Source organism: Mucilaginibacter sp. P4_A11, from assembly GCF_056402535.1.
This window is the reverse complement of sequence record NZ_JBFUHE010000001.1, coordinates 59,520-83,434: the sequence shown is the minus strand read 5'-3', so window position 1 is coordinate 83,434 and position 23,915 is coordinate 59,520. Positions and strand designations below refer to the sequence as shown.

The window sequence follows — 23,915 nt, the reverse complement described above, 5'->3', positions numbered from 1 at the left end:
CAGCTTTTTTTGTTTGCACGTAGAAGCTATCTATAGGTTACTTAACCGCCGGCGTTGGAAAATGCCTGATCTTTTCATCATACACCAGGATCTTTCCGTTTTTGAGTAAAACATCATCTACATAGTAAAGTGAATCTTTTTTACCTTTTTTATCAGTCCATTTTTCAACGTACCAAAGTGTAACCCAGGTATCTTTTTTATCGGGATAATAAGTGGTCTTCCATGAATCAAACTCCTTGGTAACGGTAACCATATCGCCGCGTACCCGGGCAAGGATATTCACCAGGCTGTCGCGTTTGCCCTTAAAGTAAAAATTGTCGCCTATAAACGATACTGTATCCGCAAAGTTTTCGGCTGCGCCTTTTACATCACCGGCAATGTATTTTTTCAGGCAGTTAAGTACGATAAGCGCATTCTTTTCATCGCCCTTTTCCCAATGGATATCATACCGTGGTTTAAACGGAAAATCAAGTTTAGTGACACTATCGGTTTTGGGCTCATTGTTTGCCGTGTTGCTTTTGCAACCGACAAATAATGCGCATAGCAACGTAACGAGTAATAGTGAAGGCTTCATGATGTATCAGTTTTAAAACGAAATGGTAATTGATGAGCTGATTGAATTTCCAGAAATGAATATACGAAATTCATTTTAAAGCATTGATTATCAATTCAATTAAACCCATTTAGAATACCTTTCTCCAGATGCCTACATAGTAGGCGATTGCTGGTAGATATCCCAATACTGATTCTTGGTATTAGTTTTTTCAGCCAGGATTATTTTTGAGTTCACGCTGCCCTTTTTGTCGGATGGGGTAAGGTACAGATCGGTGCCTTTCAGCTTAATCAGGAAGGTATCGTTATCTATCGGCTCAAACTCATATTGCTGGATAGAGTTATCAGCATTAAGCGGTTGCTCTTCCAGTGCTACTCCCTCATTGGCCTGGGCTACGGGCTGAAAAGTTTTGCTGGTGAACAGGTTCTTTAATTTATAAGTATTACCCTCTACATGTTGAAAATCCCAGGTCATGCATTTCCAGTTTTCAGGATAATAGGCAACCAGTGGGGTCCCGTTATCTGAACGTGCATCCTTTACCCGTAACAGCATCCCCGTTTGTTCATTTTTTATAGCGTAGGTCCCCTTAATTTGTTGAGCCGATGCTGCAAGACCAGGCAACAGGAAGCATAACAGCCAGGCAAATCCTTTCATAGGTATATCGATTTAAACAAATTTAGCAACAAACCATAAACGACTGTTATACAAATCGATTCAGTTTTTCGTCGATATGTATCAAAGCAGTGCCATTTTTACTCAGAGTGCTCAATAACCTCAAAAAATAACTTATTGTAAGGATTAGCCTAAAAGTACGACCAACAATAGCCTGGTAGCGATTAAATCATATAAAACTCAGCAGACCACTCATTAAATACTTTAAAAGATTGAAAATGGTTATGCTTTTAAAAATATAACGCTATTTTAAGGCTTATTTTAAAAAGGTCGCAACCAAAAAATTAAATGAACAAAAAACTACTCCTTACCTTACCATTATTAAGCACTGTTTGGGCCGTTAAGGCGCAGGATAGCCTAAAAAGGGTCCCGGCAGACACTGTCAACATTAAAAAGAAACAACTTCAGGAAGTGGTTGTAAGTGCTTCGCGTATCAGCGAAAGCATTTTACGTTCGCCTGTGAGTATCGAAAAAATCAAAGCCTCCGCTTTTAAACTTTCGGCAGCACCATCATTTTTTGATGCATTGGAGAATGTAAAAGGCGTACAACTAATCACCCCCAGCCTCGGTTTCCGCATTATCAATACCCGCGGCTTTGCCAATACCACCAACGTGCGTTTTACTCAGCTGGTTGATGGCGTTGATAACCAGGCGCCACATTTAGGGGCACCCATTGGTAATGCACTTGGCCCGAGTGATCTGGATATTGAAAGCGTGGAGATCATTCCCGGCACGGCATCTGCCCTTTACGGTTTAAATGCCATTAACGGGTTAGCCAACTTTATCACTAAAGATCCCTTTACTTCACCGGGTATTACTATTCAGCAAAAAACAGGCATTAACCATGTTGGCGATAAAGAAACAGGTGTGAAAGGTTTTTCAGAAACCAGTTTCAGGATAGCAGAGGTACTTTCGCCAAAATTTGCTTTTAAGCTGAATGGTACTTATACTACCGGTTATGATTGGATTGCAGATAACACAACCGATCAAAATGCTGCTGCCAATGCTAAACTGGGCATTCCCGGCGGCCCGCAGAACCCGGCTTATGACCCCATTAATGGTTACGGTAATGAGTCATCCGACAGGAAAACCATTACCCTTGGCGGCAAGCAATACTCGGTAGCGCGTACTGGTTATGCCGAAAAAGATCTGACGAGTTATGGCCTTCACAACGTAAAACTGGATGCCGCACTGGCGTATAAATTCAGCCCAAAAACACAGCTTACCTACACTTTTCGTTTTGGAGACCTGGATAATATATACCAACGGGCCAACCGTTTTAGGTTGAAGGGCTACACCCTGCAACAACATGCGCTTGAACTGAAAAACGACATTTTCCAGGTGCGTACTTATCTCACTATTGAAAATACGGGCAAATCATATAACCTACGCTCGGCAGGCGAAAACATGGACCGCAACTTTAAAAGTGATAATGACTGGTATGCCGATTTTACCAAAGGCTTTAACAATTCAACATCGGCAGGAGCAAATGTGCAACAAGCCTTAAACCAGGCCCGCCAGTTTGCAGATGCAGGCCGTTACCAACCCGGAACAACTGCTTTTAAAAACACGCTTGATAAACTGGCCGATATTAATAATTGGGATGTAGGCTCGGCGCTACGTGTAAAAGATGATTTGTTTCACATAGAAGGACAGGTAGACGTTTCAAAGGCCATATCGAAAGACTTTATCAAAGAAACAGGCCTGGACCTGCTTGCGGGCTTCGATCACCGTACTTATATTATACACCCGGACGGCAATTATTTTATCAACTATGTACCGGGCAAGGAATTTAGCAATCTTGATTACAGCAAAACAGGTGGTTTCATTCAGGCATCAAAAGAACTTTGGGATAATAAGCTCAAATTATCCGCCACGCTGCGCGGGGACAGAAACGATTACTTCGACCTGAAACTGAACCCGCGTTTTACACTGGTATTTTCGCCGGCAGTGGAGCATAACATTAGAGTATCATTCCAAAGTGGCTACCGGTTCCCGAGTATTTTCGAAGCTTTTTCTAACGTAAACAGTGGCGGGGTTAAACGCATTGGCGGTTTACGCGTGGTATCAAACGGCATTTTTGAAAATTCATACCTGCGCACCTCTATAGATGCTTTCCAAACAGCAGTTAAAAATGATTTCAACCAGGGAATTTCAACCAATACCGCCATTGAAAAAGAAAAAGGATTATTAAAAAAGAACCCCTATACCTACCTGCAACCCGAGCATATCAACTCGTTTGAGGCTGGTTACAAAGCCCTGTTCTTTGATGGAAAACTAAGCGCCGACGCAGATTTTTATTACAATAAATATGATCACTTCATAGCCCAGGTTGAGATCAATGTACCCAATACACAAAAAGCCGATTCAATCCCTTACTACCTGAATGACAAAACCAAACAAGGGCGTTACCGCGCATGGACAAACTCACAAAGTAAGGTTACCAATATTGGTGGCAGTATTGGCTTAACCTATCATTTGCCCGCTAATTTACAATTATCGGGCAATGCCTCATACGCTAAATTGCAACGTACAACCAATGAAGACGCGCTGGAAGATGGCTTTAATACCCCTGAGTGGATCACCAACTTTTCTTTTGGTGGTAATAGAGTGGCCGGTAATTTAGGGTTCAACGTAACTTATAAATGGCAAAGCGGATATTACTGGCAGTCATTTTTAGTGAATGGCAATGTTGATCACTACGGCACAATCGATGCCCAGATTAACTATGATTTCCTGAAAACTAAATTGAATGTAAAACTGGGCGCAAGCAATCTTACCAATAAATATTACAATTCATTTTTAGGCGGCCCGTCTATCGGTGGGTTTTATTATACTACACTTACTTATACTATTCAGTAGATTTTTTTGCCCTTTCGTTTCAGACTTACGAAGTTTTGAAAACTTCGTAAGTCTCTAAGAGCACCCTTTTTTAATCCTATCTCCTCATTACATTCACCCGCTCCCCTTTCCAATCCGGGAAAAGCATATGATCATTATTTATAGCGAGATGCTTATCAGCAACTGAACTGAATACGCTTCTGAAATCGGTAGTTACAGAAAGGTCACGGCCATCTTCAAGATTTTCAACGGCAAGGGGCTTTACATCGCCATAAACCAGACCACCGCTTACATCATTGCCTAAAATAAAGTTACAGGAAGCGCGGCCATGGTCGGTACCGCCTGTCCCGTTCTGGTGTACCGTACGACCAAACTCTGTCATGGTCATTACCGTAACATCATCCTGGTAGGTGCCAAGATCAGTCCACAGGGCCATCATACTGTTGCTCAAATCGGCAACGTTACGGGCAAAGATGCCATTTTCGGTACCCTGATTAAAATGGGTATCCCACCCGTTCGATTCGGCAAAAGCAACTTCAAGGCCCACATCCATTTTAATAAGCTGGGCTATTTGCTTTAACGAATTACCCAGTGCCGAGTTCGGATAAACCGCAGCATTGGCTGGAGTATAATTTTTAATATCGGTTTTCTGAAGCATCTTCATAGCCTCAAAGCTTTCCTTTCCGGTTTGTTTTAACAATCCCGATGCGGTTTGATCATACAGGTCTTCAAAGCTTTTTGCTGCCATATTAGCACCGTTTGGGTTACCGCGCATCTGGATGGCAAAATCCTGTAAATTACTGATGGCTACTGACGGGTTATCGCCATAAAAAGAACGCGGCATGGCTGATGTCATGCTCACCGCAGTAAAGGGAGTAAGTGCATCATGCCCAAGCAAACCCACAGCCCGGTTGAGCCAGCCGCTTGATGTGCCTTTATTAAAAGGCGTGCCCGATTCCATATAATCCTGTGCGTCAAAATGCGAGCGCGTATTATTGGGTGAGCCAATACCATGCACTATACCCAAACGCTTCTCGCGGAACATGGGTTCAAAAGCCTTCATAGCCGGGTGCAAACCAAAGCGTCCGTCCAGGTCAATAAGCGAATTTCCGGCACCGCTTTTTGCTGCCGACATAAACAGGTTTGGCCGTGCAGCTTTTAAATATTCATCAGTAAAAGGGGTAACAGCCATCAGCCCATCCATAGCCCCACGCTGAAAAATACAAACCAGCGTTTTTTTCTTTTTATATGGCGATAATATCTTCTCGCTCGCGGCGGTCTCGGCCAAAAAGCCGGGAATACCACCCAGCAAGCCTACACCTAAAAGGGCCAGTCCGCCCGATTTTAAAAACCCTCTTCTTGATACCATGTTTTATCCTCCTGCTGTTAACGCCTTTGATATTCGGGTGAACCAATGATTACCCCAACCACCTGTGCCAGCATCGAATTATTGCCGGTTGCAGTTTGCATCGCCATAAAATTATTTTTTCGTTTGCCTTTTAGGCCTGCTTGCTGATCCATCATTTCGTTGCTATCGGTAGCCGGCGCCATGGTTGCAACAGGAGTTTTGGCGCTGGCGTCGTTAACTTTTTCCATCAGTTTCGGATCATTGAGCATTGGCCTGAGCCGCTTAATGGTTTCATCAAGCTTTCGGCCCGGCATAATAATTTTACTATAGGTGATGAGCGCTGCCTGAGCGCTTTCGGGTTCGTGATGATTATTGAGCGCAGCGAGATCAACCTTTACTCCGGGTATCCTGCCCGATGCAAGGGCCAAACCAAAGTTCATCCGGTTAAGCAACGCACCGGTATTGATCCAGTACTGGCCCTTATCGGGGAAACCGGTTGGGGCCTGGTAGTAGTACATTTTTTCGCCCATTTTATTGATCCAGTTAAACAACTGGTAGGGCTGGCTAATGTCAGCATGTAATGAACGTACTGAACCTATAGCCAGTTCAAAAGGCGACTTTGTTTTTTCCCTCACAGCTGCGGCGCTCCAAAATTCGGGCGCATCAACCATCGTGATCAGCACCTGTTTAATATCGCCATCCTTATTTATAAAGGTGCGGGCCATTTTATCGATAAGGGTTTGCGGCGGGTTATCGCTCACAAAACGAATAGCTATTTTCTTCGATATAAATTTAGCTGTAGCCTGTTGATGGGCCAGCATGGTAAGTAATTGTACGCCTTCATCATAACCACCTCCGGCAGCAAAGTAATGGCCTAAAACCATTTTTTCACCATTATCGTGCCTGTTAGGATTAAACAAAAAATCGCCGTCGTGTACAAAGCCCCGGCTTTGCAGTTTTTCCTCACCAATACGGTCTATTAATTTTTGACCGGCATTACCGTAAGCCCCCATTGGATAAACCGACCACCCGGTAAGTACTTTAGCGGCTTGTGTAACATCCTGCTGTGTATAACCGCCGTCAACGCTCAGCGTGTGCAGTTCCATTACTTCGCGGGCATAGTTTTCATTAAGTCCTTGTGATTGTTTCCCCTTTTTTAATTTAGGCATATTAGCAAAACGCCCGGTATCGGTATTTTGCATCTGCTGTATTAACCGGCGACGTACCAAACCATTACCTTGCTTCACGCTATCATTATTTCCCGAACTGCTGAAGTTGTCAAGGTAGTACAGCATAGCCGGCGATTTGGCTGTAGCCAGTAACAGATCATTAAATTTACCCAATGCGTTAGGACGGATAACATCGCGCTCATAAGCGGGGATAAACTGCGAACAGTCATTTTTAACAACAGATACATTGAAGTGATTAAACCAGAAGCTGGTCATCACCTCCTGCAACTGGTTATTGCTGTAAGCAGCCCTTAATATTTTTTGGTTGATGAACTGGCGTAACAGCTCCTGTTCGGGCTTTAAGCCGTTTTGCTGCATATAGTTTTGCAGCTGATCGCGGTAAGCTTTACGATCTGTTTTTACCGAATCTTTGTTAACTACGCCATCCTTTACGGCCTTCCGCAAAACCTGGGCACCTTTGGGATATTGGGTAAGCACTTCGGCATTACTAAGCTTTAGGGCATCGTATTTATCCAACAATTGAGTAAGGGAATCATCTGGCAGTTGCGCATTCAATTGAGTAGCAAACCATTTTTCAGGTCCTATTTGGGCAACCTCTTCTACTTCACCGGGTGTCGCACCGTAGGTAAAACGGCTTAATAAGTGGGCTGCAGCCTGTTCAGAAGTGAGACCAGCTTGTTTATATGGAAACTTTAAACCGGCATTATCCGAATAGCCGGGCAAAAAGGCAGTAAATACGGTAAACAAACACAACAATACAACAAAGCCACACCAGTACTTAACAGCCTTTTTCATAGTTCCCGGGTTATTAATTAAAAGATTTAACTTATATGCTACCGTATGACCATAAAAAGGTCCGTTGGTTTAATTTAATTGTAAAACAAACTTAAATACATAGCTTTTTAAACCAAAACTCAGCTATATTGTCAATACCTTTAATTATCTGCAAAAAATAGAGAACCATGAAAAAACTACTAATGATACTGGCCCTGGCCGGCGGACTAAGCTTTAGCGCAAGCGCGCAAAAAAAGGTTGAAAAAACTCCAGCTCAAAAAGCGGCCAATAAAACCGAGCATCTGCAAAAAAATCTGAAACTGAATGCCGATCAGGCCAAAAAAGTTAACGCCGTCCTGTTAACCCAGTTAACGAGCATTGATAGCCTCAAAAAACTAAAACAGGACAAAAATACAAGCCACCTGGCCGATCAGAAGATCAAGCAAAGAGCTAATGCCAGTTTAAATAAGATTTTCACTGCTGAACAGCAAAAAGCCTATGCAAAACTAAAAGCCGATAAAAAAGCTAAAAAAGACGCAGCAAAAAAAGACGACGAATAATCTGAACCGGGATTTGGGGGATTTTAGGATTACCTGGATTTATTTGTGGCTGTCTCGTTAGAGGCGGCCTTTTTGTTTTTCAGGCTTTTCGTGCTTTGTTTAAAATATCCTAATTTTAAGGTAAATCGTTGACTAAAACATGGCTTCAAACCCGCTGGCAAAAAATAAGCTTACCATATTATATGGCTTGTGCCTTGCTGTACTATTGTTTTTGCTAAAATGGCTGGAATTAAAGTTTGTAATAGCCAACAATGCTTATGAGGTTTACATGGGCACCATTGCAGTATTTTTTACTGCGCTTGGTATCTGGCTTGCGCTAAAACTCACCAAACCCAAAACCGTAGTAATAGAAAAGCAGGTTTATATTAATAGCGGCCCTGAATTTACTTTCAATCATGTAGAGGTAGAAAAACTGGGGCTCAGTAAGCGCGAGCTTGAGGTGTTACAATTAATGGCCGAAGGGCTTAGCAATCACGAAATTTCAGAGCGGCTGTTTGTATCGTTAAATACTATCAAAACACACTCGGCAAAGGTGTTTGAAAAAATGGAGGTTAAGCGGCGCACCCAGGCTATTGAAATGGGAAAGCGGCTTAGCATTATACCCTAACCGGGCATCATTCTTTAGTACTAAAGGGTGAAATTTTACAAAATCATCCTAAAGTATGAGCCCGAAAAATTTCCGATACGCCAAATTTGTTCCATCAAAACATAAAAGGATATGAAAAAGAATGTACTTGTTTTTGGATCAATAGCAGGCTTGGTCACAACTATTGTGATGGTTTGCTCAACGGCGGCTTGTTATATTAATGCCGACTATCATGGTAATATGTGGCTGGGATACGGCTCCATGATCCTTGCCTTTTCTATGATATTCGTAGCTGTAAAAAATTTCCGGGATAAATATAACGGCGGGGCGATCAGTTTTGGGAAATCGTTTCAGATAGGGTTTTATATCGCTCTTATCGCGTCAACTATATACGTGTTAACGTGGCTTATCGAGTATTACGCGTTTTTTCCAAATTTTATGGAGAAGCTAACCGCCTATACGTTAAAACAGGCACAGGAAAACGGCGCCACTGCGGCCGAAATTGCTAAAACAAAAGAACAGTACGCAAGCTATGCCGAAGCATATAAAACTCCGTTTGGCGTTATTTTGTTTACTTATATTGAAATACTACCCGTGGGCCTGGTGATGGCGCTCATAGCTGCATTAGTATTAAAGCGCAAAAATGCTAGTCCGCAGTTAGCTGCTAATTAAAACAAAATGCACCGTATTGCTGCTCTGCCTACGGTATGCAGGTCACTTACCTATACAAGCTTTTGCTCTCAATAAATTTCAAAACCGGATCAGGTACAAAAAATTGAACGTTCTTTTTTTCGGCGATTGATTTACGGATAAATGTTGCCGAAAGTTCCATAAGCGGTGTCATGGTAATGGTAACTGAAGGATGGTCGGCCAGTTCGGCATTTTCATAGCCAGGGCGCGGGTACACGTAAATGCGATAATCGCGCAGGATCAGCTTGTAGTTTTTCCATTTATGCAGGGAGCCCAGGTTGTCGGATCCCATGATGAGGGCAAATTCATGCTCAGGATACTTTTCCTTTAAATGTGCAAGGGTATCTATTGTATATGACGGCTGGGGCAGCTTTAATTCTACATCGCTCACACTAATATTAGTTGCATTATCAGTAGCCAGGCGCGCCATCTCCAGGCGATCATAGGTGTTGATCAGATCGCCATATTTTTTAAATGGATTTTGGGGCGATACCACCAGCCAGACCTTGTCAAGTGTGGTATGGTTTGCCATGTAATTGGCTATGATCAAATGCCCTATGTGAACAGGATTAAACGAACCAAACAGTAAGCCTATTTTCATGTGGTGCCCCCTAACCCCCTAAAGGGGGAATTAAAAGTTTAGTAGATTAAAAAGTCCCGGTGTACAAAATGAGTTTTTTGTACTCCCCCTTCAGGGGGCCGGGGGGCCAATAAACGCGCTCACTAATTCCTTCGCCTCTGTGCAAGCCGTTTCAAGATCGTAATTTTTGAGTATAATATCAAATTGCGGAGCGTATTTAAGCTCTTTTTCTGCTTTGGCGAAGCGTTCTTTCAGTTTTTCTTCACTATCGGTACCACGGCCGGTCAATCTTTCAATTAAAACCTCAAGTGATGGCGGCTGAACGAAAATGGCCAGCGCCTGCGGTCCGTATTTGCGTTTAAGGTGCAGGCCGCCCTCAACATCAATATCAAATATTACCGTTTTACCTTTTGCCCAGATACGTTCAATCTCGGTACGGAGCGTACCATAAAAAGTTCCTGTATAAACCTCTTCAAATTCAACAAACTGCTTTTTGGCAATACGATGCAAAAATTCTTCTTTGCTTATAAAATAATAATCCTGTTCATGCACCTCATCGCCACGACGCTCACGTGTAGTGGCCGAAATAGAAAATTCAAGCTCGGGGATTTTACCAAGCAAATGATGTACTATTGTGGTTTTGCCAGCACCCGACGGAGCCGAAAATATGATAAGTTTACCTTCTTTGGACATTGTTCATTAGTTCATTAGTTCAGTTGTTCATTGGTAACATAGTCCACAAGATTTGAAAAACCAATGAACTAATGAACCAGTGAACTGATGAACTATAATACGTTTAACAGTTGTTCTTTAATTTTTTCAAGTTCTTCTTTCATGCCTACCACCAGTTTCTGGATGTTGGCATCATTGGCTTTTGATCCTAATGTATTGATCTCGCGGCCAATTTCCTGCGAAATAAAACCCAGTTTTTTACCGTTTGCATCGGCATTTTTAAGGGTTTCGATAAAATACTCGCAATGTGCTTTCAGTCTTACCTTTTCTTCAGTTATATCAAGCTTATCAATATAATAGATCAGTTCCTGTTCAAAACGGTTTTGATCAATAGCTTCGCGGCTTGCAGCCTCTGCTAAAAATGTATTAAGACGCTCACGGATCAATGGAACCCGTTTGGGATCTTCGAGTTCAACAAGTTCAAGATTTTTCAATATGGTATTGATGCGGCCTTTTATCTCCTGTTCAATAACATTACCTTCCTGCGCCCTGAAATCCTGAAATGCGGCCATAGCCTGCTGAAAAGTTTTTTCAACGGCTTTCCATTCATCCTCAGAGATGGTATCCTCTTCGTATTTTACAACTTCGGGTAAGCCTAAGGCCAGCTGCAACAGGTTACCTGTTGGTTCGCCAAGTTCCTCACTTACATCTTTAAGCTGATTGTAATAATGCTTAAGCAGATCTTTATCGATACCGGCCGCTTTTACCGATTGGCTTACCTGCTCTGTATTGATGGATAAATTAACTTTACCGCGTTCAATAAGCTTGCTGCAATCATTACGCAGCTGAAACTCTTTTTCGGCAAAGATCTTCGGCAAACGAAGCGATAATTCTAAAAATTTGCTATTCAGGGATTTAACCTCTACGGTATATTTTGTATTGCCCGAATCGAAACTGGCAATTCCATACCCTGTCATGGATTTTATCATGCGCAAAGATAGGGTTTTAGTTGGAAAGTCTGAAAGTCCGCAAGTCGGGAAGTCCGTAAGTCAGAATAACAGGATGTTTTTTAGATTTTTTGGTAAAAATCCACTTTTTCAAGTGCGGTATTACGCTTTCACACTTTCGGACTTCCCGACTTTCCGACTCCTTTCCTCTCCCCTTTAACACTTTTTCACATTTGGAATAAAATACAGTTCCTATATTTACGTTCAATTATCACTGATGCGCAACTATTTATACCTGCTTGTAACAGGCGTTTTATGCCTTATATCCGTTCATGTTTCGGCCCAGGAGTTTACGGTAAAGGGTGTTATCTCCAAAAAGGTAACTAATGAGCGCGTAGGACAAGTTTTTGTTAAAGATCTGAACACCAAAACCCTCATACTTAGTGATGATGTAGGTTGGTTCAGTATAAAAACCCGCGTTGGCGACACGCTGCTTTTTAGCAGGGACGACTATACCCCGCAAAAAATTGTGGTGCTGAACAACAGCGACATGCCCGTTTATATGCAGCCTATTATAAAGCTTGACGAAGTGAAAATTGTTGGCCAAACCAAAAGGCAGGAGATAAACGAGGTTTTGAAAGATTACAAGAAACAAGGTTCTACTTACAATGGAAAGCCGCCGGTATTATCTTTTTTGAGCAACCCGGTAACCGGGCTTTACGAGCTTTTGGGCACAACGCCTAACCGCGCACGCCGTTTCGCGCAAAATGCACAGAGTGAACTGGAACAGGCCGAGATCCATAAACATTACAACATCCCATTTGTGAAGCAATATACCGGCCTGGCTACAGACAGCCTTGCCCGCAAGTTCATGAACTATTATACGCCTACATATAAGGATATTAAAGCGTGGACGGATTATGACCTCATCAAGCATACCATACGGGCGTATGAGTATTACAAAAACAGCAGTGATAAAGAAAAGCTGGAGAAACTAAACAGCCCTACATTCATCGTACCTGATACCGCCGTAAAGCTGGGAGAAGGACCGGTGGAGCTTAAAAAGGAAAAGCAGCCACCGCTTTAACCAAAGGTATCTTGAGTTAAATACCCAAAGCTTCGCAGGCTTTTTCGGCGGCAAGTTTCTCGGCGTTCTTTTTGCTGAATTCCTTGCCTGAGCCCATTACTTCACCATCAACATTGGCTTGTACGGTAAAAAGTTTGGTACTTTCACCATCCTGATTAGTTACCAGTTCAAAAATGATGTCGCGGCCATGGCGCTGGCACCATTCAATAAGCTTGCTCTTGAAATTTGTTTCCGTTTGCTCAAGGGTATGAATATCAATATGAGGTTTTATGATGTGATTGATCAGGAAATTTTTAGTAAAGTCATACCCTTTGTCCAAATAAACTGCACCAATCAGGGCTTCAAAAGCATCTCCCAGCAATGACCCCTGCCTGCTTGAGTTAAGCATTCGGTTATCATATTCAATAAGCTTATCAAAGCCAAGTTTCTTTCCGAGCGCGTTGAGGTTAACACGGCTCACTATTTTTGAGCGCAGTTCGGTTAAAAACCCCTCATCTTCATAGGGATATAATTTAAAAAGCACTTCAGCAACAACACTGCCCAAAACGGCATCACCCAAAAACTCAAGGCGTTCGTTACTGTTCTTCACCCCTTTCTTGATGTTTTGCGCTACCGACTTATGGCGAAAAGCCATTCGGTATAAAGACAAATTGCCCGGCACAAAGCCGAGCAAATTCTTTAAAATTTTAACATACTTTCTGTTGGGTGATATATAAAGCTTGTAGAACCGACTGATAGGCATCAAACCACAATTAATCTTCGTACTTTTTAAATATTACAGAAGCATTGTGTCCGCCAAAACCAAATCCGTTGCTTTGCACAATATTAATATCGCGTTTTTGGGCGGTATTGAAAGTGAAATTGATCTTAGGATCAAAAGTCGGATCATCAGTAAAGTGATTAATGGTTGGAGGGATGATACCATTTTTCAATGCCAGTATCGATGCAATAGCTTCAACCGCGCCGGCAGCACCAAGCAAATGGCCTGTCATTGATTTGGTTGAGCTAATGTTGATACGGTAAATATCATCGCTAAACACATCCTGTATTGCTTTAATTTCCTGCGGATCACCGATTGGGGTTGATGTGCCATGAACGTTCACATAATCAATATTTGCAGGGGTAAGGTTAGCATCTTCAAGGGCCATACGCATAACCAGGGCAGCTCCTAAACCATCAGGGTGAGGTGCTGTCATATGGTAAGCATCGGCGCTCATGCCGCCACCAATCATTTCGGCGTATATTTTTGCGCCGCGGGCTTTAGCATGCTCTAACTCCTCTAAAATAATAGTACCTGCACCTTCACCGGCCACAAAACCATCCCTGTCCAGATCAAAAGGACGCGATGCCGTTGCCGGGTCATCGTTACGGGTTGATAATGCATGCATAGCGTTAAAACCACCTATACCGGCTTCGTTGATAATAGCTTCAGAACCACCGCTGATGAACATATTAGCTTTACCCAAACGGATATAGTTAAATGAATCGATCAATGAGTTATTTGATGAAGCACATGCCGAAACGGTTGTGAAGTTAGGACCGCGTAAACCATATTTAATAGATATATGGCCGGGGGCTATATCGGCAATCATTTTAGGGATGAAGAACGGGTTAAAACGTGGTGAACCATCGCCTTTAGCAAAGGCCGTAACCTCATCAAGGAAGGTTTTTAAACCACCAATACCCGAACCCCAGATAACGCCAATGCGGCTGGTATCCAGTTTTGAAAAATCTAATCCCGCGTCTTTTACGGCTTCTTCTGTTGAGAATAAGGCGTATTGTACAAAGGGATCCAATTTACGGGCGTCTTTACGGCCCAAAAAACCATCCGCGTCAAAGCCTTTCACTTCACACGCGAACTTAGTTTTGAATTTTTCGGTATCAAAACTTTTGATCAAGGCAGCGCCACTTACTCCATTGATCAGTCCGTTCCAATAATCTGAAACAGTGTTACCAATAGGAGTAAGTGCTCCAAGCCCGGTTACTACAACTCTTTTAAACTCCATTTAATCCAGTTAGGGAGTTCTTATTTAACGTTTTTTTCAAGGTAAGCAACTGCCTGGCCAACAGTACCAATAGTTTCAGCCTGATCGTCAGGAATAGCCACGTTAAATTCTTTTTCAAACTCCATGATTAATTCCACGGTGTCTAACGAGTCGGCACCAAGATCATTGGTGAAACTCGCTTCTGGCGTAACTTCACTTTCGTCAACACCCAGTTTTTCTACGATAATAGCTTTTACTCTTGAAGCGATATCAGACATAGTCTTTATAGTTTAATGATTAATAAAAATTCAGTGCAAAGAAAAATAAATTCTGTCAATAAACAAATCTAAAACTTTTACAATATAAATCTCTAAACAAAATTTTATTGAAACAGTTTGTATTAGTAATTTTGACGGCGTAAAAGTAATGATTTTGAACAGGAAATTTTTAAAGTTTGAGATCGATTTTGATTTTGTGCTCATTGCAGTAACAAGCTCACTTAAAGATTATAGGGTTTGTTTTCTTATAAACAAGTACTTAAATTTTAATTTCTCAAAAACTGATGACCTGGAAGTAGATATTTATCCCGGGGCGGAGCCTGTTTTGTTTTCACTATACCGCTACACATGGGAAACCACCGAAACAGATTTCTTCTTTATTGGCAATAAAGGCTCAGACGGCTACCTCGTGCCTGAAATAAAAAGTGCCGACTATTTTTTAATGATCCGCAACTATATAGATGATAATGAGCTTGATACAATCATCTCTTCGCTCAATAAAATACCAGAGATAGTAGCAGCAGTAAAGATTGACCCAAAAAAAATAAAATCACGGGAAAATCTGTTATTTTAGCGCCGAATTTAAAAAGGTGTTGGTTTTACAATCATTAAATATCCTCCAGTTTTAACCCGAATAATATGGAACTATACTATAATCGTACAAAAATTGTTGCCACCATGGGGCCGGCATCAGCTAAAAAAGATGTTTTATTAGCGATGATCAAGGCAGGTGTTAACGTTTGCCGTCTTAATTTTTCGCACGGTAAGCCCGAAGATCATAAGGTAGTGATCGATCTTATCCGTGAGATTAACGAGCAATACAAAACAAACGTAGGCATCCTGGCCGATTTACAGGGCCCAAAGATCCGCATAGGCCTGGTAAAGGATGGCGGTATTCATTTAGTTAACGGAACGCACATCAAAATTACCACACATGAGTGCATTGGTAATGATGAGCAAATCTATATTACTTATGATACCTTCCCACAGGATGTGCAGGCAAATGAGATTATTTTGCTTGACGATGGTAAATTACAGTTAAGGGTTATTGAAACTAACAAAATTGATACAGTTATATGTGAGGTTGTTCACGGTGGTATTTTAACATCACGTAAAGGTGTTAACCTGCCCAACACCAAAGTATCAATCCCAAGCTTAACCGATGAAGACCTGATCAACCTTGAATTTGCCCTTAAACAGGATGTTGAATGGATCGGTCTTTCTTTTGTGCGTACAGGCGAGGATATTATCGACCTGAAGCGTATTATAGCACGCAGCGGTTCGGCAGCTAAAGTTATCGCTAAAGTTGAAAAGCCGGAAGCTATTGACAATATCGATGCCATCATTGCTGCTACAGATGGCGTAATGGTTGCCCGTGGCGACCTTGGTGTTGAAATGCCGCTTGAAGAAGTGCCATTGCTGCAAAAAATGATTGCCCGTAAATGCCGTGCAGCTTCAAAACCGGTTATAGTAGCTACCCAGATGCTGGAGTCAATGATTACTACACCACGCCCAACCCGTGCTGAAGTAAATGACGTTGCTAACTCTGTATTAGATGGTGCTGATGCGGTGATGCTAAGTGGTGAAACATCTGTTGGTGAGTTCCCGGTTATTGTTATCGAAACTATGGCCAAAATTGTTCGTAACGTTGAAGAGCTTGGTTATCCGTTTAATGCTCCTAAAGAAGCAGTGACCAAGGATACCTCGTCTCCATATTTCCTTAGCAACGCACTTTGTGAATCAGCCGTTTATATTGCCGAGCAAAGCAATGCAGTGGGCATTGTTTCCATGACTACCTCAGGTTATACAGCATTTGAGATATCAAGCCACAGGCCTAAAGCAAGTACTTATATCTTTACGTCAAACAAACAATTGTTAAATGCGCTTAGCCTTGTTTGGGGTGTGAGGGCATTTTATTATGATCAGCTGGAAAGTACCGACCAAACCATAGCTGATGTTAACGACCTGCTTAAGGCCGAAGGTTTAATTAAAGCAGGCGACGTAGTTGTTAATACAGCTTCTACACCTATTATTAAACAAGGAAAAACCAATACGCTTAAATTAAGTGTTATTGAATAAGGACATTTAAGATCTTACTTTTAATGAAGAAGGCTCGCCGGGATAACTGGCGGGCTTTTTTGTTGAGATATAGGCAATAAAACAATGCCGGCTACCCGAAGGTAAACCGGCAAAGCACAATTAAAATCAGACATAATTCAGGTTTAGATTGAAAGTCCGATCTCTTTTGCTATCCTAAAAAATAAAAGGTAGATGTTTCATTAGATACACTTATCCCCGTTTATAAAAACGATTGAGACATTTGGCACAGCGGTAACGTTTTACAGCCAATTTCGGAAGCAATAGTTTAACAATCGCGGCCCTTTTTATCCGGTCACAAAATTTGTTTTTGCACCTTGGGCATATCGCTGTAGCTGCTTTGCCGATGGTTGGGATTGTACCGTTTTGTTTGCTATCGGCACCGAGCTTATCCTCATTAAAAGTCACAGTCATTATTTAGGGGGATTGTATCCCGCAAATCTGCCCAAAAGCAACATAATAAAACTGCCATTTAACTTCACAAAACCGCCATTTATGTTAAAAAAATCACCGTTTGAGTTAAAAGATACCTGAAAACTAAAAAGACTAACTAAAATGATAGTCAAACGTAACGCTTAAAGCAATTCGTTAACATCACGTCCATAATGTTCCTTAAACAATTTACTGAAGTATGCCGGGGTGTCAAATCCTGCGGCATAAGATACTTCGGCAATAGTGCGGTACTTGCCGCTTTCAATGGCCTCGCGTGCTATTTGTAACCGGATGGCCCGAATATATTTATTAGGTGTAAGCCCGGTAATTGATTTTATCCGGCGAAATAGTTGCCGTTCGCTGATAGCCATCTCATAACTCAGTGCGGCAAGGGTAAGATCCGTTTTTCCGGTATATTTTCGCACCTGGGCTTCCAACTCCTCAAGCCAGGATAAATCGGCAGGTGAAAGTATCGCATCGGACTTCTCCGCTGATGGTTCAGCCTGCTGGCTGTTATCAAAAGGAATCAGGTCGTCATCATCAGAATGGGTAACACCGGAGCGGGCCGCAGCGTTATTAATAAGGTTGGCTGCGCGTGCAAGTAGTTCGCTGCTTAAAAAGGGCTTGGTAAGGTAATCATCAACACCTGTGTGAAGCGCCTTGAGCTTATGCCGTGTATCGGCCAGCGCAGTAAGCATGATCACCGGGATGTTGCAATAAGCCGGACTTTGTCTCAGGGTTTCAAGCAAGGTAAAACCATCCATTTCAGGCATCATCACATCTGATATGATCAAACTGGGTGTTAAAGTAAGTTCCTGCAATTTAATTAGCGCCTCGCGGCCATTGTTGGCGGTAATGAGCCGGTACAACGGACGCAATATATCAGCAATATAGGCAGCCATTTCATGATGGTCTTCCACAAGCAAAACCAGTTGTTCACTGGTGCTTGCCCGCTCATGCCAGGTTACATTAAAAGTACTTTCGTCAACAGCAGGTCCGCTAGCCTGTTCCCCGGCAATTTCAAGAGGAATGTCAGCCTTAAATAATACGCCCTTTCCCCAGTTGTTTTCTACAGTGATACGGCCGCCCATCAGTTCTGTAAAATCGCGGGCTATAGCAAGGCCAATACCTGTCCCGCCCTCCAGCGGTGCGGTATCACGTTTGCCCTGGTAGTAACGGTCAAAAATATGCGGCAGATCATCGGGCAAAATGCCTGTTCCGGTATTGGCCACACTAAATTCTATTATATTCAACTTCATCATAGCTGAGATAATAATGACACCGCCGTGTGGCGTAAACTTGATAGCATTACCTATGAGGTTATTAACTATCTTTTCAAATTTTTCCTGATCGAGCGAAACAAAAAGCGTTGAATTGACCGAACTAACGAGTTTGTAATCGATCTCCTTATATTCCGCAGCAGAGGTAAAGCCCTGGTACAATGCTTTTATTAATGATGCCAGGGCGACAGGCCTGGCATTCACAGTTAACTTGCCTGCTTCCAGTTTACCAAGGTCAAGCAATTCATTAACTATATTAAGCAGCTTTTTGCTGTTGCGTATTATAGTGTGCAGCATGTTGAGCTGCTCTTGTTCATAATTATTAAAAGCCATTAGCTGCGTTGCCGGCCCCATGATCAGCGTTAGCGGAGTACGTAGTTCGTGGCTTATGTTGGCGAAAAAACGCGTTTTCATAGCATCCAGCTTTTCCAGCTGGCTATGCTCCTCTRCAAACAAGGCCGCCTCTCTTTTCTTTTTTAAAATGAACCAGCGATAGCTGATAACAGATACCATCACTATAACCAGTGCAAGTGCAATTAAAAAATTTCGTTGAACCTCAACCAGCCTGGTTTGATTGGCCGCTATCAGCAGTCGTTTATCAGCCTGGTATTTTTTATCCAATTCTGAAGCGTCCCTTGCCTTATCAAGCGCGGTAATGCTGTCGTTAAGCCGCTGATACAGGTAATTGTACTTAAAGGCATTTTTGTAATCACCGATGCCTTTATAACCATCGGTTAAATGGTTATAGATGTTTTTTTGTATGGTGATATTACTTTGCGCCTCAGGCTGGATAGCGACGGCCATTTCGCCATATTGAACTGCCTTTTTAAACTCTTTATGATCAACGTACATGGTCATGAGCTCGTTGAGGTTATGTTTCTCGAGGGTTTTAAAATCTCCTTTTCGGGATATTTCCAGCGATTGTATCAGGACGTCTTCGGCCTTTTTATCTTGCTTGGTCATGAGGTATAGCCGGCCCAGGTTGCCCTGGTAGCGGGCTATGCTAAAATCTGAAAGGAAATGAGCATATTTTTTATCAAGCACCTGCTCCATTAGCCGCGTTGCTTCGGTCAAATTAGCCGGCGATGACATACTCCGCTCAGAAAGTATATTAGATATGTTACTTAGCGCAAAAATATAAGAGGCTGTATCCATTATGCTCAAAGCATCTTTTGAAGCCTGTTGGGCATAAGGCAGTGCCTGTTTGGGGTTATCTATCGATCGGTAAATATCTGCTATACAGGCACGGCAATCAATACTCAAAGCTTTCCATCCGCGGCTATCACAATCCTTTAATATTTTAAAAGCAACGTTTAAGGCCTCAACCGTTTTGGCTTCGCGGCTAAGCATGTAAGCCACCATTATCGGTGCCTTTTCGTAGGTGAGTGAGTCGGCCGGGGTAGAAAATTTGGTAGCTTTGCGGCCAAATATTAAGGCCTCATGTTCATTGCCTATGCCGTATGCCTGGTAAGCCTGTGCCAGTAATACGCGGGCCTCAAAAGGTTTGTTGTTATTTCTCCTTGCCGAATCGATAAGCCTTTTTGCAAGCATAGCCGCCGAATCCTGGCTTTTCATGCCCCGGAGTATCTTTAATACCGGTTCTTTATTGGCCTTGGGTTTACCTTGTGCCTGAGCAGTAAAACTGCTTAAAATAATAAAACAGAAAGGGATGATCCTTCGGAAAAGACGGGTAGCGTAAATTGTAATAGGGGTCATGATATTGAGGCCAAATTACAATTTTATCGGGGCCGAATATTACCTAATTTGAAATAAATTTCCTTATAAATAACTTTTATCCAGAATATTTTCTTGCTTATTCTTTTTAAATCAATAATTAAATTTGGCTGTTTTGTTGTTAATATTACGCCATTAAAGCTATATGCCCGGCCTAAAATTATAATTGATTACTTTAGCGGCTGGTATTGTTATAAAATTGACCATGAAACACTACGGACTAATCGGGTTTCCGCTCTCCCATTCATTTTCAAAAAAGTTTTTTACCGAAAAATTTGAAGCCGAAGGCATTACAGATGCACGTTATGACCTTTATCCTATTGAACATATCAAGGATCTGCAAGACCTGCTTGACGAGCACCCCGATATTTGCGGCCTTAATGTAACCATCCCCCATAAAATAAATGTGTTGCCTTTGTTAGATTGGATAGAGCATGATGCCCGTACAGCCGGTGCTGTAAACTGCATCAGGGTAACTGCCGAAAGCCCGATCCAGGCAGCATTTTCAGGTGAGATTGGGATTAAGGACCACGACTTCAGGCTGGAAGGGTACAATACCGATATTTACGGGTTTGAGGAATCATTAAAGCCTTTAATTGGCGATGGTAACCAGGATGCTTTAGTTTTGGGCGATGGTGGTGCCGCGAAAGCCGTAAAGTGTGTGCTGGAAAATTTAGGTATCGCTTATAAGGTTGTAACCCGCAAGCCTACGCACCATGCGGATAATATACTGTTTAAAGACCTTAAGCCACACCATATCCTGCAGCATAAACTTATTATCAATACAACGCCTTTGGGTACCCATCCCAATGTTGATGAATGCCCGCCCATACCTTATGACTTTATTGGCGAAGACCATATTTTATACGACCTGATATATAACCCCGAAGAAACCTTGTTTTTAAAACAAGGGCGTGAGCGTGGCGCTGCCACTAAAAACGGCTACGAAATGCTGGTTTTACAGGCCGAAAAATCATGGGAGATCTGGAACTCAAAGGAGAAACATCCATGAAGTACGTAACTTTACTGGTAACGGCATTATTATTTTTGGCTGCCTGCGGAGGTAATCATGACTATTCGCCTAAGCCACGCGGCTATTACCGTATTGCATTCCCCAAAAAAGAATACCGGGACTATACTGCCGGTTGCCCGTATACTTTTACTTACCCAAAATACGCCTATATCGAACCCGATAAAAAGCGTGGTGCCAAACCTTGCTGGGTAAACATGCAGTTCCCGCAATTTAATGCTACACTGCATTTAAGCTATCAGCCAGTTACCTCAAAAAGGGAATTTAATGAGCTGGTGGAAGATGCCCGGACTTTTGCCTTTAAGCATACAGTAAAAGCCACATCTATTGACGAAGGTATCATCCATTATTCCGATAAGAAAGTTTATGGCATTTATTACACGATAGATGGCAATGCCGCTTCATCCGCCCAGTTCTTTTTAACAGATAGTGTGCATAACTACATCCGCGGGGCGCTATATTTTAACAGCGAACCCCGGCTTGATTCCATACAACCAGTGCTTGGTTTTATAAAGCAGGATATAGCCGTTATGATCAAAAGTTTTAAGTGGAAGTAGAGTGCCGGAGGCAAGATACTAATCAAACAAGCTGAAGGCATTGTTGACGCCGCCACTCTTTCAAATTAATTATTATCTCTTTTCGAACAGTTGACAAAACAGGTCTTGGCATCCGTTGTTACTGATATACGCGGGATTATAATCCTGCCATTAATCAGCAAACAATGAAACTCATCAAACTCAATAAAATACGTACTGATATCCGGCTGCATACTGAAAACCTTGCCAATAGCGGGTTCAGGAAAATATTTGAAGGCATTGATCAGCTTAAGATAAAAAACGGTGTTGATAAGTTGGGGCTCGAAGGCTTTATCAACCAGTGCGCCTGCCTTGCGGCGGGCTCGGGTGCTATGGCCGGCAGTGGCGGCATGTTTACACTTGTAGCAGGGATCCCCTTTGATTTCATCAACCTGATCACCCAGCAGTTCAGGGCCACTATGGGCATCATGTATTATTACCGGGGCACCTACGATAATGGGTTCGACGATTTTATGTCATTAGTAGCAACATCTGTAAGGGTTGAAGCTGGTGTGGCGATAACAAAGAGCATGATGGAAGGTATTGCCGAACGGATGCTCATGATATTAGGTACCCGCACTGCCGAACGCCTCATACCCGTTGTAGGTGCTGTAATTGGCGGCACGGCAAACTACCTGTTTATTAAACGCATGGCCGAACAGGTAAAACGGATGCAAAAGGATTTTGTAGTGATTAAGGTGGGGTAGGGACCCCAGGTATTGACTTTGTAAACGATTTGGGCTATGGCCTGGCTTTTCTTGTGCATGCTTCTGCCGGTTAAAACTAAAGCAATGAAGCGAGACAGGCGACTTTCACTCAATCTTCAGCCCGCCTAAAAAACGCTTTAAAAGCAAAAAAGCCTTACTCTTCAGTAAGGCTTTTAGCGGAATGGACGGGACATGAACTATGTTCACTAATCGCTCATTATCAATATTTTACCAACTGTTATAAAAGCAACTCTCTTAAAACTCACTTTTATATTAAAGCTGTTTGATTTCAAATGATTTATACAAAAGTAGGAAATAAGGAGGTTGTTACAAAGGAAATACATGTAAACATTACTGTAATTTAATGAGCTGCGTTAAATACCTGTTGTTCCACGCCAACCTTTGTTGGATTCCGTTAGGCATTCACATTTAGATAAATTTTTATCATCCATGCACAAATTAACATAACATCGCCGAAACCATGAAGGTCTTTGGCTTTATATGTTCTACAATTGTTAATTGATAAGAACTAACTATAGTTGGCTCTTTTTACCAGAAGCTTGATATCTTTGATTGTAATTTCCCTGCCAGCGGTTTCTAAGATACCTTCTTCCTTAAATTCTTTTAATAATCTGATTACATTTTCTTCGGCGATACCGGCCATTCGGGCCAAATCTACTCTGGAAACGGTGATTTTAATGAAATCACCTTTTTGTTCATCCTTATATTTTTCACGCAGTACAACTAAGGCAATGGCGAGGCGCTCGGAAGCATTACTTTGGGCAATGACAGAAATAGTATTTGACAATACGGTGAATTCATGGCTTAATACTTTAAGTAACTGACCTGCAAACCGAGTGCATTTTTTGACAACCAATAAAAAATCATGGCTGGGTATATAACAGACACTACTAACCTCCATTGCTGCAGCCGAATCCGGATACCGTTCTTCCGATAGTACTGCGTGATAACCCACCAGCTCACCTGTATTGGCAACGTAGATGATTTGTTCCTTGCCATTCTTCCCTGACTTGTACTTTTTGATCTTCCCATTTAGAATTAGATAAATGCCGGACGGCACGGTACCTTCTTTAAATAAAATTTCTCCTTTTTCATATTTATGAACAGTGCTGTTAACAAGCAGCTGATCATATTCGGCTTTTGATAAAACATTTAATACAGAAGGTGTATTAAAACTCCAGCTATCAATTGGAAAAATACCCTTTAAGCTCATAAACAAAGATAAGCTAATGTAAAGATGATTTTTATCATCCTTAGAGCTGATATTAATTCATAA

The 23,915-nt window shown here is 42.1% G+C and carries 22 protein-coding genes; 10 read left to right on the top strand and 12 right to left on the bottom strand.

All coding sequences use genetic code 11. The annotated features are described in order from the left end of the window. Nucleotides 1-37 precede the first annotated feature (37 nt). Nucleotides 38-574, bottom strand: a complete 537-nt coding sequence (locus AC1DUD_RS00345; RefSeq protein WP_477369957.1) for a hypothetical protein — start codon at nt 572-574, stop codon at nt 38-40. Nucleotides 575-706: 132 nt separating this feature from the next. Next, on the bottom strand, nt 707-1,207 hold the full coding sequence (locus AC1DUD_RS00340) for an RICIN domain-containing protein (RefSeq protein WP_477369954.1): 501 nt from the start codon (nt 1,205-1,207) through the stop codon (nt 707-709). Nucleotides 1,208-1,513: 306 nt separating this feature from the next. Between AC1DUD_RS00340 and AC1DUD_RS00335 the strand changes: the two genes are divergently transcribed. After that, the gene (locus AC1DUD_RS00335; RefSeq protein WP_477369950.1) at nt 1,514-4,087 is read left to right on the top strand and encodes a TonB-dependent receptor; all 2,574 of its coding nucleotides are present in this window, start codon (nt 1,514-1,516) and stop codon (nt 4,085-4,087) included. 76 nt (nt 4,088-4,163) lie between these two features. Here the strand turns inward: AC1DUD_RS00335 and AC1DUD_RS00330 are convergent, their stop codons facing one another. Next, complete coding sequence (locus AC1DUD_RS00330; protein ID WP_477369947.1) at nt 4,164-5,435, bottom strand: DUF1501 domain-containing protein; 1,272 nt, start codon at nt 5,433-5,435, stop codon at nt 4,164-4,166. 17 nt (nt 5,436-5,452) lie between these two features. After that, nucleotides 5,453-7,399 carry a DUF1800 domain-containing protein gene (locus tag AC1DUD_RS00325; RefSeq protein ID WP_477369944.1) on the bottom strand — a complete coding sequence of 649 codons (1,947 nt, stop codon included), beginning with the start codon at nt 7,397-7,399 and terminating at the stop codon, nt 5,453-5,455. 167 nt (nt 7,400-7,566) lie between these two features. Here AC1DUD_RS00325 and AC1DUD_RS00320 point away from each other — a divergent pair, with 167 nt between their 5' ends. The 3 genes from AC1DUD_RS00320 (at nt 7,567) to AC1DUD_RS00310 (ending at nt 9,196) form a co-directional block, all read left to right on the top strand. After that, nucleotides 7,567-7,938 (top strand): hypothetical protein, encoded by a 372-nt coding sequence (locus AC1DUD_RS00320; protein WP_477369940.1) that lies wholly within the window; start codon nt 7,567-7,569, stop codon nt 7,936-7,938. Between the two features lie 139 nt (nt 7,939-8,077). After that, entirely contained in the window at nt 8,078-8,545 is a 468-nt protein-coding gene (locus AC1DUD_RS00315; RefSeq protein WP_477369937.1) for a response regulator transcription factor, read from the top strand. A 111-nt stretch (nt 8,546-8,656) separates the two neighbouring features. Further along, nucleotides 8,657-9,196 (top strand): DUF4199 domain-containing protein, encoded by a 540-nt coding sequence (locus AC1DUD_RS00310; RefSeq protein WP_477369934.1) that lies wholly within the window; start codon nt 8,657-8,659, stop codon nt 9,194-9,196. Between the two features lie 46 nt (nt 9,197-9,242). On the opposite strand, the gene nadD is transcribed toward AC1DUD_RS00310, so the two are convergent. The 3 genes from nadD to AC1DUD_RS00295 form a co-directional block, all read right to left on the bottom strand. Beyond that, the gene (gene nadD, locus AC1DUD_RS00305) at nt 9,243-9,815 is read right to left on the bottom strand and encodes a nicotinate (nicotinamide) nucleotide adenylyltransferase (RefSeq protein WP_477369931.1); all 573 of its coding nucleotides are present in this window, start codon (nt 9,813-9,815) and stop codon (nt 9,243-9,245) included. Between the two features lie 90 nt (nt 9,816-9,905). Next, nucleotides 9,906-10,487, bottom strand: a complete 582-nt coding sequence (gene gmk, locus AC1DUD_RS00300; protein WP_477369928.1) for a guanylate kinase — start codon at nt 10,485-10,487, stop codon at nt 9,906-9,908. A gap of 92 nt (nt 10,488-10,579) precedes the next feature. Continuing rightward, nucleotides 10,580-11,455 carry a YicC/YloC family endoribonuclease gene (locus tag AC1DUD_RS00295; protein ID WP_477369925.1) on the bottom strand — a complete coding sequence of 292 codons (876 nt, stop codon included), beginning with the start codon at nt 11,453-11,455 and terminating at the stop codon, nt 10,580-10,582. Between the two features lie 235 nt (nt 11,456-11,690). Between AC1DUD_RS00295 and AC1DUD_RS00290 the strand changes: the two genes are divergently transcribed. Continuing rightward, nucleotides 11,691-12,500, top strand: coding sequence for a hypothetical protein (locus tag AC1DUD_RS00290; RefSeq protein WP_477369921.1), 810 nt, complete (start codon nt 11,691-11,693; stop codon nt 12,498-12,500). Between the two features lie 16 nt (nt 12,501-12,516). On the opposite strand, the gene rnc is transcribed toward AC1DUD_RS00290, so the two are convergent. The 3 genes from rnc to AC1DUD_RS00275 are packed head-to-tail and all read right to left on the bottom strand — an operon-like array spanning nt 12,517 to nt 14,763. After that, a complete protein-coding gene (rnc, locus tag AC1DUD_RS00285) occupies nt 12,517-13,242 on the bottom strand; it encodes a ribonuclease III (RefSeq protein WP_110586156.1) in 726 nt (241 codons plus the stop codon). Between the two features lie 10 nt (nt 13,243-13,252). Then, the gene (gene fabF, locus AC1DUD_RS00280) at nt 13,253-14,506 is read right to left on the bottom strand and encodes a beta-ketoacyl-ACP synthase II (protein ID WP_477369917.1); all 1,254 of its coding nucleotides are present in this window, start codon (nt 14,504-14,506) and stop codon (nt 13,253-13,255) included. A 20-nt stretch (nt 14,507-14,526) separates the two neighbouring features. Then, nucleotides 14,527-14,763, bottom strand: coding sequence for an acyl carrier protein (locus AC1DUD_RS00275; protein ID WP_031266521.1), 237 nt, complete (start codon nt 14,761-14,763; stop codon nt 14,527-14,529). A 154-nt stretch (nt 14,764-14,917) separates the two neighbouring features. Between AC1DUD_RS00275 and AC1DUD_RS00270 the strand changes: the two genes are divergently transcribed. Together AC1DUD_RS00270 and pyk are read left to right on the top strand one after the other, a co-directional pair. Next, on the top strand, nt 14,918-15,337 hold the full coding sequence (locus AC1DUD_RS00270) for an IPExxxVDY family protein (RefSeq protein ID WP_477369915.1): 420 nt from the start codon (nt 14,918-14,920) through the stop codon (nt 15,335-15,337). A 65-nt stretch (nt 15,338-15,402) separates the two neighbouring features. Continuing rightward, entirely contained in the window at nt 15,403-16,842 is a 1,440-nt protein-coding gene (gene pyk, locus AC1DUD_RS00265; protein ID WP_477369912.1) for a pyruvate kinase, read from the top strand. 593 nt (nt 16,843-17,435) lie between these two features. Here pyk and AC1DUD_RS00260 read toward each other — a convergent pair. Continuing rightward, complete coding sequence (locus AC1DUD_RS00260) at nt 17,436-20,288, bottom strand: response regulator (protein WP_477369909.1); 2,853 nt, start codon at nt 20,286-20,288, stop codon at nt 17,436-17,438. A 223-nt stretch (nt 20,289-20,511) separates the two neighbouring features. Between AC1DUD_RS00260 and AC1DUD_RS00255 the strand changes: the two genes are divergently transcribed. The 3 genes from AC1DUD_RS00255 to AC1DUD_RS00245 all read left to right on the top strand — a co-directional run bounded on the left by AC1DUD_RS00255 (nt 20,512) and on the right by AC1DUD_RS00245 (nt 22,618). Then, a complete protein-coding gene (locus AC1DUD_RS00255) occupies nt 20,512-21,318 on the top strand; it encodes a shikimate dehydrogenase family protein (RefSeq protein WP_477369906.1) in 807 nt (268 codons plus the stop codon). Then, a complete protein-coding gene (gene gldD / locus AC1DUD_RS00250; RefSeq protein WP_477369903.1) occupies nt 21,315-21,893 on the top strand; it encodes a gliding motility lipoprotein GldD in 579 nt (192 codons plus the stop codon). The genes AC1DUD_RS00255 and gldD overlap by 4 nt, the downstream gene beginning before the upstream one ends. A 164-nt stretch (nt 21,894-22,057) precedes the next feature. After that, complete coding sequence (locus AC1DUD_RS00245) at nt 22,058-22,618, top strand: hypothetical protein (RefSeq protein WP_477369900.1); 561 nt, start codon at nt 22,058-22,060, stop codon at nt 22,616-22,618. A gap of 529 nt (nt 22,619-23,147) precedes the next feature. Here AC1DUD_RS00245 and AC1DUD_RS00240 read toward each other — a convergent pair. Beyond that, nucleotides 23,148-23,852, bottom strand: coding sequence for a Crp/Fnr family transcriptional regulator (locus AC1DUD_RS00240; RefSeq protein WP_477369897.1), 705 nt, complete (start codon nt 23,850-23,852; stop codon nt 23,148-23,150). Nucleotides 23,853-23,915: the final 63 nt, after the last annotated feature.

What these genes read in the sequence shown, in the direction of transcription:
- AC1DUD_RS00345 (WP_477369957.1), bottom strand. Translation starts at nt 574, where the DNA reads ATGAAGCCTTCACTATTACTCGTTACGTTGCTATGCGCATTATTTGTC.
- AC1DUD_RS00340 (WP_477369954.1), bottom strand. Translation starts at nt 1,207, where the DNA reads ATGAAAGGATTTGCCTGGCTGTTATGCTTCCTGTTGCCTGGTCTTGCA.
- AC1DUD_RS00335 (WP_477369950.1), top strand. Translation starts at nt 1,514, where the DNA reads ATGAACAAAAAACTACTCCTTACCTTACCATTATTAAGCACTGTTTGG.
- AC1DUD_RS00330 (WP_477369947.1), bottom strand. Translation starts at nt 5,435, where the DNA reads ATGGTATCAAGAAGAGGGTTTTTAAAATCGGGCGGACTGGCCCTTTTA.
- AC1DUD_RS00325 (WP_477369944.1), bottom strand. Translation starts at nt 7,399, where the DNA reads ATGAAAAAGGCTGTTAAGTACTGGTGTGGCTTTGTTGTATTGTTGTGT.
- AC1DUD_RS00320 (WP_477369940.1), top strand. Translation starts at nt 7,567, where the DNA reads ATGAAAAAACTACTAATGATACTGGCCCTGGCCGGCGGACTAAGCTTT.
- AC1DUD_RS00315 (WP_477369937.1), top strand. Translation starts at nt 8,078, where the DNA reads ATGGCTTCAAACCCGCTGGCAAAAAATAAGCTTACCATATTATATGGC.
- AC1DUD_RS00310 (WP_477369934.1), top strand. Translation starts at nt 8,657, where the DNA reads ATGAAAAAGAATGTACTTGTTTTTGGATCAATAGCAGGCTTGGTCACA.
- nadD (WP_477369931.1), bottom strand. Translation starts at nt 9,815, where the DNA reads ATGAAAATAGGCTTACTGTTTGGTTCGTTTAATCCTGTTCACATAGGG.
- gmk (WP_477369928.1), bottom strand. Translation starts at nt 10,487, where the DNA reads ATGTCCAAAGAAGGTAAACTTATCATATTTTCGGCTCCGTCGGGTGCT.
- AC1DUD_RS00295 (WP_477369925.1), bottom strand. Translation starts at nt 11,455, where the DNA reads ATGATAAAATCCATGACAGGGTATGGAATTGCCAGTTTCGATTCGGGC.
- AC1DUD_RS00290 (WP_477369921.1), top strand. Translation starts at nt 11,691, where the DNA reads ATGCGCAACTATTTATACCTGCTTGTAACAGGCGTTTTATGCCTTATA.
- rnc (WP_110586156.1), bottom strand. Translation starts at nt 13,242, where the DNA reads ATGCCTATCAGTCGGTTCTACAAGCTTTATATATCACCCAACAGAAAG.
- fabF (WP_477369917.1), bottom strand. Translation starts at nt 14,506, where the DNA reads ATGGAGTTTAAAAGAGTTGTAGTAACCGGGCTTGGAGCACTTACTCCT.
- AC1DUD_RS00275 (WP_031266521.1), bottom strand. Translation starts at nt 14,763, where the DNA reads ATGTCTGATATCGCTTCAAGAGTAAAAGCTATTATCGTAGAAAAACTG.
- pyk (WP_477369912.1), top strand. Translation starts at nt 15,403, where the DNA reads ATGGAACTATACTATAATCGTACAAAAATTGTTGCCACCATGGGGCCG.
- AC1DUD_RS00255 (WP_477369906.1), top strand. Translation starts at nt 20,512, where the DNA reads ATGAAACACTACGGACTAATCGGGTTTCCGCTCTCCCATTCATTTTCA.
- gldD (WP_477369903.1), top strand. Translation starts at nt 21,315, where the DNA reads ATGAAGTACGTAACTTTACTGGTAACGGCATTATTATTTTTGGCTGCC.
- AC1DUD_RS00245 (WP_477369900.1), top strand. Translation starts at nt 22,058, where the DNA reads ATGAAACTCATCAAACTCAATAAAATACGTACTGATATCCGGCTGCAT.
- AC1DUD_RS00240 (WP_477369897.1), bottom strand. Translation starts at nt 23,852, where the DNA reads ATGAGCTTAAAGGGTATTTTTCCAATTGATAGCTGGAGTTTTAATACA.